This window comes from Dactylosporangium sp. NPDC051541, from assembly GCF_044454505.1.
GTDB lineage: Bacteria > Actinomycetota > Actinomycetes > Mycobacteriales > Micromonosporaceae > Dactylosporangium.
On sequence record NZ_JBITDU010000013.1, the window covers coordinates 102,208 to 114,999 of the forward strand.

Genomic DNA, 12,792 nt, shown 5'->3' on the forward strand with positions numbered 1-12,792 from the left:
ACCTGAACCTTACAGCGTGCGCAGCACCGCCAGGGCGTACGCGTCCTGCGGGGTGGCGCCGAACGAGTCGGGCCGGCCGGCGACGGCGACCCGCCAGCCGTCGCCGGAGCGCTCCAGGCGCAGGAACGCCGCGCCGAGCAGCGCCCGCGGCTGGTGCTCGTGCGGCAGCCAGATGGCCTCATCGCGGGAGATGTCGTCGAGGGCCCACTCGGTGGTGCCGTTGAAGCCGATGACCGCGTCCCCGCCGGGCCGGTCGTGCAGCTGGATGATCATGTCGCTGAGGACGAAGGCCTGGTCGTCGAGGTCGCGGTCGGGGATGGCGAAGCGGTCGCCGGGGGCCGGTTGCCAGACGAGCCCCGCTTCTCGCAGCTCGAGGGCAAGTTCGATGCTGAGCATCCAACTAGTATGCAGCTCATGATCGTGTTGGCGGGTGCCGCCGGCGGGGTCGCGAGCCACCTGAACCTCGAGCAGCTCGATACGACGGTGCGGCGGACCGACATCCGCGAAGGCGCCGGCATCGAGCAAGGTGATCTGGCCGACAAGGCGTTCGCGCAGCACATCACGCGGGGCGCCGACGCGGTCGTGCACCTGGCCGGGCAGGCGAACCCGAACACGCCGTGGCCGGACCTGCGGCAGCCGAACGCCGACGTCACCGTCAATATCCTGGACGCCGCCGTCGCCAATAATGTCCCGCGGGTGATTCTGGCGAGCTCGCTGCACGCCGTGGCCGGGCACCTCGACGCCGGGCGCACCACGGTGACCGAGGACCTGCCGCCGCACGCGTGCTGCCCGTACGGCGCGGCCAAGGTCCTCGGCGAGCAGCTGGGCCGCTGCTACGCCGACATCTGGGGCATCTCGGTCATCGCCCTGCGCCTCGGCGGTGTCGCCCCGCGGCCGCTCGGACGGTCCTGGTGCGGCGGCTGGCTGAGCCCGGGCGACCTGAACCGCCTGGTGGCGGCCGCATTAGAAGCCACGGACCGATTCGGGGTGTACTTCGGGGTCTCCGCGAACACACCACGCGTCTACGAGTACACCCTGAAGAACTACGCACCGCGGGACGACTCGGCGGTGTTCACGGACCTGCCCGACGACCTCACCCCACCGTCGCCGCGGCGTCCGCGGTGGGGGATAGCGCATCGGAGCTGACCTGGTCCGCGGCCTGGCGCTGGCGGCGGGCCCGGCCGTGGTGGCCGGCGGCCTCGTCGAGCTCGGCGAGGCGGAGGTGGACGGCGGCCTGGGCCTGGCGGGACGCGGTGTCCTCGGGGTCGAGGGCGGCGCGGCGGCGGCGGCTGGACAGGGCCAGGCGGTAGAGGGCGCGGGCCGCGGCCGGGTCGCCGGTGTCGCGGAGCCAGTCGCCGAGGCGTTCGCGGGATTCGGCGAGGTCGCGATGCAGGGCGCCGGTGCGGGGGAAGCGGTGCACGAGCGACTCGATGATCTCGGTGGCCCGTTCGAGGTTGCCGCGGACCTCCTCGGGCTGGGCGTTGGCGGCGGCGTACTCGGCCTGGCGGCGGTAGGACGCGGCCAGGTCCCGCTGGGCGTCGACGGAGTCGTCCGCGGCGAGGTGCTGGGCCAGGCTCAGGGCGCTGGAGACGTGACCGGCCGCGCACCGGAGGTCGCCGGCGGCGGTGTCGAGGTCGCCGAGGCGCCAGTATGACTGCAGCAGTTTGCGCTGGTAGTCGTGGTTGCCGGGGGCCATGTCGGTGAGCCGGTCGGCGACGGTGAACGCTTCCTGGCCGTAGGCGGGGTCGAGGTCGGCGAGGGCGTTGAGGACGTCGAACTGGTTGGCCAGCAGCGCCGTGTTGTCGGGGTCGTCGGGGCCGAGGCGGCGCCAGATGGCCAGGGCCTCCTCGAGGTACTCGCGGGGGTTGAGGAAGCTGACGGTTCCGAGGCAGACCGCGAGGTCCCAGAAGAGCCGGGGGTCGGCGTCGGCGGCGGCGAGGCGGCGGCGGATGCGCAGCGCCTCCGTGGCCGCCGCCCGGGCCCCGTCGGGGTCGGAGTCGTCCAGGGCGACCTGGACGAGTTTCTGGTGGCTCAGGCCGAGGTTGCGCTGCAGCTGGACGTCGTCGGGGTCGGCCGCGGCGAGTTCGGTGTCGATGGCGAGGGCGCGTTCGTAGGCGCGGCGGGCGTCGGTGAGGCGGCCGAGGCGGTGCAGGAGCCGGCCCTGGGTGTCCAGGGCGGCGCTGAGCTCGAGCTTGTCCCCGGCGAGCCGGACGGCCTCGGCGCCCTTCTCGGCGGCCGCGGCGGTGCTGCCGATGGCCTCCAGGGCGTCGCGTTCCCGTTCGATGAAGCCCTGGTAGGCGGGGTGCTTCGCCGGTAGCCGCTCGGTGACGTCGCCGAGGAACGCCGCGACCGTGCCCTCGCCGGAGAGCTTCGGCAGCACCGCGGCCGCGAAGTCGGCGAGGCCGTCGTCGTCGCCGGCGAGGTGGTAGACGCCCTCCAGGACGGTCGCGAAGTCGGCCCGGCCGGCGTCGACGATCAGGCGGCAGGTGGCGGCGGCCCGGGCGTGGCGTTCGGCGAGGCGGTCGCCCTGGGCCTTCGTGAGGGCTTCGCGCAGCCACGGCTCGACGACGGTGCCGACGAGGGTGAGGTCGCGCAGCCGGGCCAGGTGGGCCTCCATGGCCGCGGTCTCGTCGGGGCGGCCGTGCACGGTGTAGGCGAGGTCGGCCGCGCTGACCGGGATGCGGAACACGGCCAGCTGCAGCAGGGCCTCGCGCTCGTCCGGGGTGACGAGGTCGAGCAGCTCGGTGAGCAGCACGTCCTGGGCGCCGAGGGCGACCGCCTGCCGCGCCGCGGAGCCCGGGTCGGCGGGGCCGATCTTCTCCAGGCGCAGCAGCGTGCGCAGCCGCTCGGTGACCTCGGGCAGCCGCGCCCCGCCGTGCAGCAGCGCGTCGACGAACTCGACCAGGCGCGGGTGCCCGCCGACCGTGGACACGATGAGCGTGAGGTCCTCGGTGGACAGTTCGCGCAGGCCGGGCAGGCGCAGCAGGAGGCGGCCGAGCTCGGCGTCGGTGAGCGGCGGGACCTCGATGCGCACCAGCGAACCGGCCGACGGTACCGGATAACGGGAAGTCACCAGCAGCTTGCCCCGCTCGGCCGCCGCGCTCAGCGCCGCGAACGCCTCGCCGAAGCCCGGGTCGGCGAACGCGTCCCCGCCGACGGTCAGGTTCTGCTCGAAGTCGTCGAAGACGAGCAGGAGCCGCTCGGTGCGCAGCCGCTCGGTGAGCCGGTCGAGGTCGTCGACGACGAAGCCGGCGCCGGTGTGCACGACGATCGTCCACGGGTCGGCGGTGTCGTCGCGCAGCCGCTGCACGACCCGCCCGGCCAGGGCCGTCTTGCCGATCCCGGCCGGCCCGGTGAGCACGATCCCGCCGGCGAGCGGCCCGCCGGACAGTTCGTCGCGCAGCGTCTGCGTGATGACGCGCAGCAGCCCGCGCCGCCCGACGAGGTCGCCGAGCAGCAGCTCGCGCACGCCGGCGCCGGTCGGCAGTTCCGTCGGATTCTGCAGGGGTACCGCCGGTGCGTCCGCATTCCACAAGGGACCGTCGGACGCGGCGAACAGCGCCGGCACCGCATACTCGGGCCGGCGCGGCGGCCGGCTGCCGGAGGTCTCGTCGAACAGCTCGGCCCGTGCCCGCGCCACGGCCGCCGCGACCGTCGTGTTGTCCCCGGCGAGGGTGCGGTACACCTTCGTCAGCAGGCTGGTCGCGTACCAGTCGGTGATCGACGTCTGCATGGCCAGGACCCGGTCGGCGCCGTGGCGCAGCAGCGTGACCGCCAGCCCGGCGTCGGCGTCGGCGGCCCCGCCGCAGCTGGACAGCACGATGAGCGGCAGGGCCCGGCCGCCGCGGCGCAGGGCCCGGACGAGGTCCTCGGCGCTGACCTCGACCGCGTTGCCGTCGCGGTCCTCCAGCTCGACGCCGTACGGCGAGCCGTGGGCCGACAGGTGCATCACGTGGTAGGCATCGCGGCGCAGCGCGTCGGCGATCTCCGCCGCCCCGGCCACCTCCAGGATGGTGATCTCGGCCCGGCCGACCTCGCCGACGACGGACACGATGGCCTGCATCTCGGCCTCGACGTCGAGCGGCGGGTTGTCGGTCCGCTCGGGCGCGCCGACCGCGACGAGGATCTTCAGCGGCCCCGGCGTCGGCTCGGGCCGCGCCACCCGCACCCCGGTGACGGACCGGGTCAGCCGCACCCCGTCGACGGCGACGAGGACCCGCTGGTCGGTGAGGCGCAGCAGCTCGAACGGCAGCTCGTGCGCGGGCCCGTCCCCTTCGACGACGACGTCGAGGGTCGTGCCCGGCACGCCCGCGCTGAGCAGGACCGTCACGTAGTCCAGGGCGTCGGCGTCGAACAGCGCCGCCGACAGCCGCTGCCCGAGCCGGGCCAGACGCGCGTCGGCGTCGGCCCGGTCGAGCAGCTCCCACACCTCGTCCCGCCCGAACGGCAGCGGCTCGTCCCGCTCGCACAGCACGGCCCCGGCGAGGGTGACGGTGCTGCGGACCCGGCCCCCGCCGACCGCGACCCCGATGTGCAGATCGTGGGCCGTCGTCCCGCCCGCTGCGCGGCTGTGCAGCCACGCCAGGTCTTCGTCGGTCAATTGCCCCAGGTGTACTTCCTGAGCCCGCCCGTCCGCCTCGAGCACCACGACGTCGTGGTCGACCCCGTCGCGTTCTTCGAGCCGCGCGTCGAGGCCGGCCGCGCGGACCAGGATCCACAGGTCCCGGACGGCATCGACGTGGGCGGCGTCGCCGGGGGAGTAGGCGACGGTGACGAACCCGGAATCCGACATGCGCGCCATCATGTCAGGACGCCAGGATCACGTCCTCGGGGCGGGTGCCGGGCTCGGCTACGCGCCGTGCGGTGGCGATGACAGCGGCGAGCGCGAAGCCGGCGAAGGTGATGTACAGCCCGGCGTCGAACGGGAAGATGTCCTCCAGGATGAAGCGCTCCATGTATTCCGGATGGGCCAGCCCGAACGAGGTCCGCAGCAGCATCGCCGGCAGCCACACCAGCGCGTACTCGCGGTCGAGCTGAGGATCGTCCGGCGACACCGCCTGCGCCACCGCCACGTCGGCGGCGGCCGCCATGAGCAGCACCCCGGCGATCCACGCCCAGACCGTCCAGCCGGCCCGGGTGAGTAGTCCGGCGACGGCCATCGCCACCGCCAGTCCGCCGAAGTACCAGGCGTAGCCGACGGCGTGCCAGCCCGGCTGCCAGCTGTCGAACGCGTACATCGCGGTCGCCGCGAGGCCGAACGCGGGCAGCACGACCACGGGGATCACCAGCAGCGGCGACTCCCGGCCGGCCACGGCCCGGCGGACGACCACGGCCACCACCACGGCGAGGGCGACCGGCCCGACCGGCGACGCGCAGCCGGAGACCAGCGAGACGACCACCATGACGGGCGAGGCGATGAGGAGGACCCAGACGGGGCGCATCGCAAGACTGTGTCACAAAGACGCGCCCGGCGGTGCTACGTACATGTGAACCAGGAAGTGCTGACCGCGGAGTGGAGGGGCGCCCGGGCCGTGCCGAGTCTGCCGAGGCGCGAGGTGGCCGTGCGGGCCGACCTCGAACAGGTCTTCCGCGCCGCCTACCCGCGGGTCGTGGCCGTCGCGGCCCGCGTCCTCGGGTCGCGGGACCAGGCCGAGGACGCGGCCCAGGAGGCGTTCCTGGCGTTCGGGCGCTCCGCCGTCCCGGCCGGTGAGGCCGTCGGCTGGCTCTGCGTCGCCGCCGCGCACACCGCCCTCAACCAGCTGCGCTCGGGCCGCCGCCGGGCCTCCCGCGAGGAGGCCGCCGCGGGTGTCGCGGTCGCACCCGACATCGCCGACGACGTGGTGGCCCGCGACGAGCGCCGCCGCGTCCGCGCCGCCCTGGGCCGGCTGCCGCGCCGGCAGGCGGTCGCGCTGGTGCTGCGGCACAGCGGTCTGAGCTACGCCGAGGTCGCCGCCGCCCTCGATCTCTCCCCCGGCAGCGTGGGCACGATCGTGCGCCGCGCCGAGTCGGCCCTACGCAAGGAGCTGAACCGTCATGCGCCATCCGAATGACGGCACGCTGCGCCGCCTCCTCGACGAGCCGGCCGCCGTCGCCGACACCGACCGGGCCCACGTGACGACCTGCGCCGCCTGCCAGGCCGCCCTGACCTCCGCCCGCCACGACCTGGAGACCGTCCGCGCCCTGCTCAGCCCGGACGTCGACGTCGACGTGGACGCGGGGTGGCGGCGGCTGGCGGCCGGCCTCGACACGCCCGCGGGCCGCGCGGCGACCGTCGCCCGGGCCCGGCGGTGGCGGATCGCCTGGCGGAGCCCGGTCGTGGCCGGGATCGCCGCGGCCGCGCTGCTCACCGGGGCCACCGCCGCGGCCGCCACGAACTGGCTGCCGATCTTCCGGACCGAGCGGGTCGCCCCGGTGACCGTCTCGCCCGCCGATCTGGTGGCGCTGCCGGACCTGTCGGCGTACGGGGACGTCGAGTTCACCGAACGCGCCCGCGTCCGCGAGGTCCCCGACGCGGCCGCGGCCAGGGCCGTCGCCGGGCTGCCCGTGCCCGAGGTGAGCGCGCCGCCGCGGGGTGTGACCGGCGGGCCGAAGTACTACGCCGGTGACCGGGCGAGCGCCGTGTTCACGTTCTCCGCCGCGAAGGCCGCGCGGACGGCCGCCGCCGCCGGCCGGCCGCTGCCCCCGCCGCCGGCCGGGCTCGACGGCAGCCACTTCCGGCTCACCGCCGGGCCGGGCCTGGCCGTGGTGTGGGCGTCGGGCTCGGGGGCGCCGGCCCTCGCCGTCGGGCGGGTCGTCGCGCCGACCGCGGACTCGTCCGGCATCCCGTTCACCACCGCCCGCGACTACCTGCTGTCGCTGCCCGGCCTGCCCGAGTCCGTCGCCGGCCAGCTGCGGTCGTTCACCGGCGACGGCACGACCCTGCCGCTGCTGGTGAAGTCCGGGAAGGAGACCAGCTCGACCGCCGACGTCAACGGGGCCCCGGCGGTGGTGCTGAGCCTGCGGGACGGGTCGATGGCCGGCGTGTTCTGGGTCGAGCGGGGGATCGTGACCGCGGTCGCCGGGTCGATGCCCGCCGACGAGGTCCTCGCGGTTGCGCGGGGGCTGCGGTGGTGACGGCGCCGTCGGCCGCGGTGTGGTGCTCGGGGCTGCGCAAACGGTACCGGCGCCGGACCGCCGTGGACGGGGTGTCGTTCACCGTCGGGCGGGGCGAGATCATGGGGCTGCTCGGGCCCAACGGCGCCGGCAAGTCCACCGCCATCAAGATCCTGCTCGGGCTGGTCCGGGCCGATGCCGGGGAGGTCCTGCTGCTCGGGCGCCCGGCGGCGGACCCCAGGGCCCGGGCCCGCGTCGGGTACCTGCCGGAGCTGTTCCGGTACCAACCGTGGCTCACGGCCGAAGAGGTGCTGCGGCTGCACGTCCGCCTCGCGGGCGACCCGGTCCCGCCGTCGGCCCGGCGCGAGTCGCTCGGCCTGGTCGGGCTGGCCGACCGCGCCGACGACCGGGTCGGGGCCTTCTCCAAGGGCATGCAGCAGCGCCTCGGTCTCGCCGTCGCCCTCGTCGCCCGGCCCGAGCTCGTCGTCCTCGACGAGCCGACCAGCGCCCTCGACCCGATCGGCCGGGCCGACGTGCGCGACCTGCTGCTGTCGCTGCGCGAGCGCGGCGTCGCGGTACTGCTGAACTCGCACCTGATCGGGGAGGTCGAACGCGTCTGCGACCGCGTCGTCATCCTCGACCACGGCCGGGTCGCCGCCGCCGGCACCCTGCCCGAGCTGCTCGGCCGCCGCGAGCTGCGGCTGCGCCTCGGCGACGCCGGCGCCGCGGCGCAGGCCCGGCTGGCGGCGACGGGGCCGGTGGCGAAGGACGGCGACGAGTACACCGTGACGCTGCCCGCCGAACCCGATGAAGCCCTGGTCCCGGCGCTGGTCGCGGACCTGGTCGCGCTCGGCGTGCGGGTCCACGCGGTCGAGCCCGGCCGGATCACCCTCGAGGAGCGCCTGCTGGACATCCTGCGGGCCGGAAAGGCCGACGAGCAGTGAACACCGTCCTGACCATCGCCCGGCTGACCCTGCACGAGGCCGCCCGCCGCCGCGTGCTGCGCTCCCTGGCCGTGCTCACCGTGCTCCTGCTCGGCCTGAGCACGTGGGGCTTCACCCGCCTGGACGCCGAGTTCGGCGACCTGACCACCGGCGAGGCCCGGATCGCGGCGTCGGTCATCCTCAACCTGGTCCTGTTCGGCCTGTCGCTGGTCGCCGCGCTCGGCACCGCGTTCCTGGCCGGGCCGACCCTCGCCGGTGACATCGAGTCGGGGATCGCCCTGGCCATCCTGGCCCGCCCGGTCCGCCGCCCGCTCGTCCTGCTCGGCAAGTGGCTCGGCCTGGTCGTCTTCGGCGGCGTGTTCGTCACCGTCGCCGGCCTGGCCCAGCTCGTCATCGTCGAGGTGACCGTCGGCTACTGGCCGCCGCAGCCCGTCGCCGGGCTCCTGCTGCTGGCCGGGCAGACGACAGTACTGCTGACGCTCGGTCTGCTGCTGTCGGCCGTCATCTCCCCGATGGCGTCGGGCGTCGTGGCGGTCGGGTTGTTCGGCGCGACCTGGGTCGCCGGCGTCGTCGGGGCCATCGGCGGCGTCCTGCACAACGACAGCGTCCGCCGCATCGGCGACGTGTCGCGGGTCCTGCTGCCGACCGACGGGCTGTGGCGGGGCGCCATGCACGCGCTGCAGAGCCCCGGCGTGACCGGCGCCGACGCCTCGATGGCCGGCCACCCGTTCCTGGGCGCCGACCCGGTCACCGGCGGCTACCTGGCCTGGTCGGCGCTGTGGACATCGGTCATCCTGGGCTTGGCCGCAGCCGCGTTCGCCCGTCGTGACCTCTGACGTCGGGGAACGACCCGTCCCCGAACAGGACGCGCGCGGCCAGGGCCCGCCCGCCGGGCCCGCGCAGCGCCGCCACCGCCGCCTCCACCGCCAGCGGCGAGCGCAGCCCGCCGAACGCGCGCCGCAGCAGCAGCCGCCCCCGGAACCGGCGGCGCAGCATCGCACCGTCGTACCGTCCGAGCGCCGACACATCCCCCGACTTCACGAACGCCCCGGCGACCGCCGCCGCGAACTCCGACAGCCGCAGGCACGGGTCGAGCCCGCCGGCGGTGAGCGGTGACACGGCCCCGGCCGCGTCCCCGACCAGCAGCCCACGTGCGCAGGCCAGCCGCTTGAGCACCCCGCCGACGGGGATCGGCCCGCCCCGCCGCTCGACGTCACCGGCCGGCGCATGGACCCCCGGCGCGGTGGCCGCGAACTCGTCGAGCAGGTGCCGCACCCCCCTGGCCATGCCCCGCGCGTAGCCGGCCACCCCGACGTGCGCGTGCCGGCCGTCCTCGATGACCCACCCGAGGTATCCGGGCGCGATCCGCGGATCGAGGACGCAGTGGAACGTGGGCCGCCCGCCGGAGGTGCGCACCGGGTAGACGACCTCGGCCCCGACCAGCATCCGCCGGTTCACGTCGAGGCCGAGGTCCCGGGCCACCCGCGACCGGGCCCCGTCCGCCCCCACGACGAACCGGGCCCGTACCGCCCCGAAGCCGTGCAGCGCCACGACGTCGCCGACCATCCCGTCGTACCGCACCCCGAGCCGCACCGCCGCCCCGGCCGCTTCGGCCCGCCCCTTGGCGTGCGCGTACACGCCGGGCATGTCCGCGACCCGGTACTCGTCGCGGTCGCTGGTGAGCCGGATCGGGCCCCGCCGCGACGGCGGATACAGCACCACGTCGCGCACCCCCGGCCCGAGCAGGTCCTCGGGCAGGTCGAAGTCGTCGAGGGTCCGCCGGACGAAGATGCCGGTGGTCCGCACCCCCGCGGCCAGGGACCGCCGCTTGTCGACGACGAGCACGTCGAGTCCCTGTGCCGCGAGGAGCCGGGCCGTGTGCAGCCCGGCCAGTCCGGCCCCTACCACCAACACGTCGATCGTCCGCACGACCCGACGCTAGGCCCGCCCGGGCGGCCGGGCGACGGCCTGCACCGAACCTCCGCAGGACCCTCACCGCCCCGACGCGGCCAGCCGCCGCCGGATGGGCTCCGCGGCCGGGTCGCCGAGCTGCTCGTAGAGGTGCACGGCCCGCCGCCACGCGTCGGCGGCGCCGGCCGGGTCACCGGCGGCCAGGCGGGTGTCGCCGAGCTCGACGAGCATGCTCGCGTTGGAGGCGCGGTCGCCGAAGTCGTGCATGAGCCGGATCGCCTGCCGGTGCGCCCGGGTCGCGGCCGGGTAGTCGCCGCGGCGGTGGTGGATGTCGGCGTTGTTGCTCCAGGCGAACGCCTCGCCGTGGCGGTCACCGGCCCGCAGCAGCAGCGCCTGCGCCCGGTCGCCGAGCTCCAGGGCCCGGTCCAGGTCGCCGGACTGCGCCCAGGCCCAGCTCAAGGCGTTGAGGGTGCGGCCCTGCCAGAGCAGGTCACCGGCCGCCGCGGCCAGGGCCAGGGTCCGGGTGAACTCCTCCCGCGCGCGCTCCGGCCGGCCGGCCGCGGACTCGAGCATCCCCACGCTGTAGCGGGCCCGGGCCTCGCCGATCCCGTCGCCGAGCTCCGCGTAGAGGCGCACGGACTCGGCGAGGTGCTCGGCGGCGTCCCGGTCGTGGCCGAGCCGGTGCAAGGTCCGGCCGATCTCGCGGTGGGCGTTGGCCCGGCCCGGCACCTCGCCGATGCGCCGCATGACGCCCAGCGCGGCGGTCTGGGCGGCGACGAGCTCGGGGCGGTGGCCGCGCCAGTCGAGGTATGTCGTCATCGTCCACGGCAGCTGCCAGGCGTGCACGTCGAAGCCCTCGTCGGTGGCGAGCTGGACGGCCGCGGTGAGGACCCGGTGGTTGGCCGCGAACCAGGTCAGCGCCCGCCCGGGATCGCCGAGCCGCGGGACCGTGAGCCCGGCGACCGGCACGGGCGGGTCGAGCGGGCGGCGGCCCGGGTCGATGGCGAGGGCCGCGGCGTGCGCCGTGTGCAGGTAGTGGTCGAGGACCCGGTGCACTGCGGCCGGCCGGTCCTCGGGGGCGTCCTCGGCCTGGCCCAGGCGGTTGGCGTACACCCGCAGAAGATCGTGCAGTGCGTAGCGGCCCGGGCTCGGCTCGGCGAGGAGGTTCGCGTGCAGCAGCGAGCGCAGCCGGGACTGGGTCCGGGTGAGCGGCTCACCGGCCAGGCTGGCCGCTGCGGGCGCGGTGAGGTCGGGGCCGGGGTGCAGGCCGAGCAGCCGGAACAGCCGGGCGGCGGCCGGACTCAGGGCCCGGTAGGACCAGGAGAACACCGCCCGCACGTCGGTCGCCGGGTCGCCGCCGTCGAGGGCGTCGAGGCGGCCGCCGGCGTCGCGCAGCTGCGCCGCCTGCTCGGCCAGGGACACCCCGGGCCGGGTCGCGACCCGGGCCGCCGCGACCGCGAGGGCCAGGGGGAGCCGGGCGCACCGGGCGATGATCTCGCCGGCCGCCTCGGGCTCGGCCGCCACCCGGTCCCGGCCGAGCCGCCCGGCGAGGAGGTCCCGGGCCTCGGCGTCGCCGAGCAGGTCCAGGGCCAGGGCCGCGGCGCCGGGCGGGCCGAGGCCGGTCCGGCTGGTGATCAGCGTCATCGACCGCCCGGACCCCGGCAGCAGCGGCCGGACCTGCTCGGCGTCGCGGGCGTTGTCGAGCACCACCAGGATCCGGCGGCCGGCGACGCTGCCGCGGAACCGGGCGGCGAGCTCGTCCGGCTCGTCGGGCAGCGCCTCCGGCCCGTTGAGCGCGCTCAGGAAGCCCCGCAGCGCCTGGACCGGGTCGGTGGCGGCGCCGCGCGGGTCGAAGCCGCGCAGGTTCACGTACAGCTGCCCGTCCGGGTAGTCCCCGGCCACCTGCTGCGCCCAGTGCACGGCGAGGCTGGTCTTGCCGACCCCCGGCGGCCCGGTGATCGCGGCCACGACCGGCCCCGGCGCCGCGGCCAGGGCATCCAGGCGGGCCAGCTCCCCGGTGCGGCCGCTGAAGCCGCGCACGGCCAGGGGCAGCTGGGCCGGGACCAGCGCCGGGGCCGCGGCCGGAGCCGTCGCGGCGTCCAGCGCCGGGTCGCGGCGCTCGATGGCCGCCTCGAGGTCGCGGATCGGCGGCCCCGGATCGATCCCGAGGTCGGCGCCGAGCGTCTCCCGCAGCCGCCGGGCCGTGCTCAGCGCCAGTTCCGGACCGCCGCATCGGTACTGCGCGATCATGAGCAGCCCGTGCAGGCGCTCGTCGAGCGGATGGTCCGCGGCCAGTCGGGTCAGGTCGGCGACCACGGCCGCCGCCTCGCCGAGCAGGAGCAGGTCCTCGGCCAGGGCGACCCGGGCCCGCAGCCACACGCTGTGCAGCCGCTCCACGTCGTCCGGCCGGCCGGCCACCCCGGACAGCGGCCGGCCCCGCCACAGCGCGCAGGCGGCCCGCAGGAGCCGGACCCGTTCGCGGGGGTCGTCGGCGTCGGCGGTGGCCCGGATGAGCCGGTCGGCCCGGGCCGCGTCGGTCGGGTCGCCGCCGCCGTCGACGGTGAGCACGTAGCCGGGCGGCCGGGCCGCGATCGTGCCGCCACCGGCGAGGGCGCGGCGCAGGTAGGACACGTGCTGCTGCAGCGTGTTGAGCGCGGTCGTGGGCGGGTCCGCGCCCCAGACGGCGTCGATGAGCCGGTCGGTGCTCACGACCTCGCCGTGCGCGAGGGCGAGCACGGCCAGGACGGTCGTGCGGCGCTCCCCGGCGACGGTGCGCAGCTCACCGCCGGCGGCGATGCCGACGGGTCCGAGGAGGCGGATGTACACGCTTGGCAACCTATCCTGA

At 76.1% G+C, this 12,792-nt stretch carries 10 protein-coding genes; 5 read left to right on the top strand and 5 right to left on the bottom strand.

The window, feature by feature from the left end; genetic code table 11:
- Positions 1-9: 9 nt before the first annotated feature.
- Positions 10-396 carry a pilus assembly protein CpaE gene (locus tag ACIA8L_RS42005; RefSeq protein WP_395913555.1) on the bottom strand — a complete coding sequence of 129 codons (387 nt, stop codon included), beginning with the start codon at positions 394-396 and terminating at the stop codon, positions 10-12.
- Positions 397-414: 18 nt separating this feature from the next.
- Between ACIA8L_RS42005 and ACIA8L_RS42010 the strand changes: the two genes are divergently transcribed.
- Entirely contained in the window at positions 415-1,146 is a 732-nt protein-coding gene (locus ACIA8L_RS42010; protein ID WP_395913557.1) for an NAD-dependent epimerase/dehydratase family protein, read from the top strand.
- Here the strand turns inward: ACIA8L_RS42010 and ACIA8L_RS42015 are convergent.
- Positions 1,094-4,792 carry a CHAT domain-containing protein gene (locus ACIA8L_RS42015; RefSeq protein ID WP_395913559.1) on the bottom strand — a complete coding sequence of 1,233 codons (3,699 nt, stop codon included), beginning with the start codon at positions 4,790-4,792 and terminating at the stop codon, positions 1,094-1,096. The two genes, ACIA8L_RS42010 and ACIA8L_RS42015, sit on opposite strands and share 53 nt — an antisense overlap.
- 13 nt (positions 4,793-4,805) lie before the next feature.
- Positions 4,806-5,441 carry a hypothetical protein gene (locus tag ACIA8L_RS42020; protein WP_395913561.1) on the bottom strand — a complete coding sequence of 212 codons (636 nt, stop codon included), beginning with the start codon at positions 5,439-5,441 and terminating at the stop codon, positions 4,806-4,808.
- Positions 5,442-5,486: 45 nt separating this feature from the next.
- Here ACIA8L_RS42020 and ACIA8L_RS42025 point away from each other — a divergent pair, with 45 nt between their 5' ends.
- The 4 genes from ACIA8L_RS42025 to ACIA8L_RS42040 are packed head-to-tail and all read left to right on the top strand — an operon-like array spanning position 5,487 to position 8,872.
- Positions 5,487-6,050, top strand: a complete 564-nt coding sequence (locus ACIA8L_RS42025) for a sigma-70 family RNA polymerase sigma factor (RefSeq protein WP_395913563.1) — start codon at positions 5,487-5,489, stop codon at positions 6,048-6,050.
- Complete coding sequence (locus ACIA8L_RS42030) at positions 6,034-7,113, top strand: hypothetical protein (protein WP_395913565.1); 1,080 nt, start codon at positions 6,034-6,036, stop codon at positions 7,111-7,113. The genes ACIA8L_RS42025 and ACIA8L_RS42030 overlap by 17 nt, the downstream gene beginning before the upstream one ends.
- Positions 7,110-8,036 (top strand): ABC transporter ATP-binding protein, encoded by a 927-nt coding sequence (locus ACIA8L_RS42035; protein WP_395913567.1) that lies wholly within the window; start codon positions 7,110-7,112, stop codon positions 8,034-8,036. Before ACIA8L_RS42030 ends, ACIA8L_RS42035 begins: the two co-directional genes overlap by 4 nt.
- Positions 8,033-8,872 (top strand): ABC transporter permease, encoded by an 840-nt coding sequence (locus tag ACIA8L_RS42040; RefSeq protein ID WP_395913569.1) that lies wholly within the window; start codon positions 8,033-8,035, stop codon positions 8,870-8,872. Before ACIA8L_RS42035 ends, ACIA8L_RS42040 begins: the two co-directional genes overlap by 4 nt.
- On the opposite strand, the gene ACIA8L_RS42045 is transcribed toward ACIA8L_RS42040, so the two are convergent.
- On the bottom strand, positions 8,826-9,965 hold the full coding sequence (locus tag ACIA8L_RS42045; protein WP_395913571.1) for an NAD(P)/FAD-dependent oxidoreductase: 1,140 nt from the start codon (positions 9,963-9,965) through the stop codon (positions 8,826-8,828). The two genes, ACIA8L_RS42040 and ACIA8L_RS42045, sit on opposite strands and share 47 nt — an antisense overlap.
- A gap of 63 nt (positions 9,966-10,028) precedes the next feature.
- On the bottom strand, positions 10,029-12,773 hold the full coding sequence (locus ACIA8L_RS42050; RefSeq protein WP_395913573.1) for a BTAD domain-containing putative transcriptional regulator: 2,745 nt from the start codon (positions 12,771-12,773) through the stop codon (positions 10,029-10,031).
- Positions 12,774-12,792 lie beyond the last annotated feature (19 nt).

What these genes read in the sequence shown, in the direction of transcription:
- ACIA8L_RS42020 (WP_395913561.1), bottom strand. Translation starts at nt 5,441, where the DNA reads ATGCGCCCCGTCTGGGTCCTCCTCATCGCCTCGCCCGTCATGGTGGTC.
- ACIA8L_RS42010 (WP_395913557.1), top strand. Translation starts at nt 415, where the DNA reads ATGATCGTGTTGGCGGGTGCCGCCGGCGGGGTCGCGAGCCACCTGAAC.
- ACIA8L_RS42005 (WP_395913555.1), bottom strand. Translation starts at nt 396, where the DNA reads ATGCTCAGCATCGAACTTGCCCTCGAGCTGCGAGAAGCGGGGCTCGTC.
- ACIA8L_RS42030 (WP_395913565.1), top strand. Translation starts at nt 6,034, where the DNA reads ATGCGCCATCCGAATGACGGCACGCTGCGCCGCCTCCTCGACGAGCCG.
- ACIA8L_RS42015 (WP_395913559.1), bottom strand. Translation starts at nt 4,792, where the DNA reads ATGTCGGATTCCGGGTTCGTCACCGTCGCCTACTCCCCCGGCGACGCC.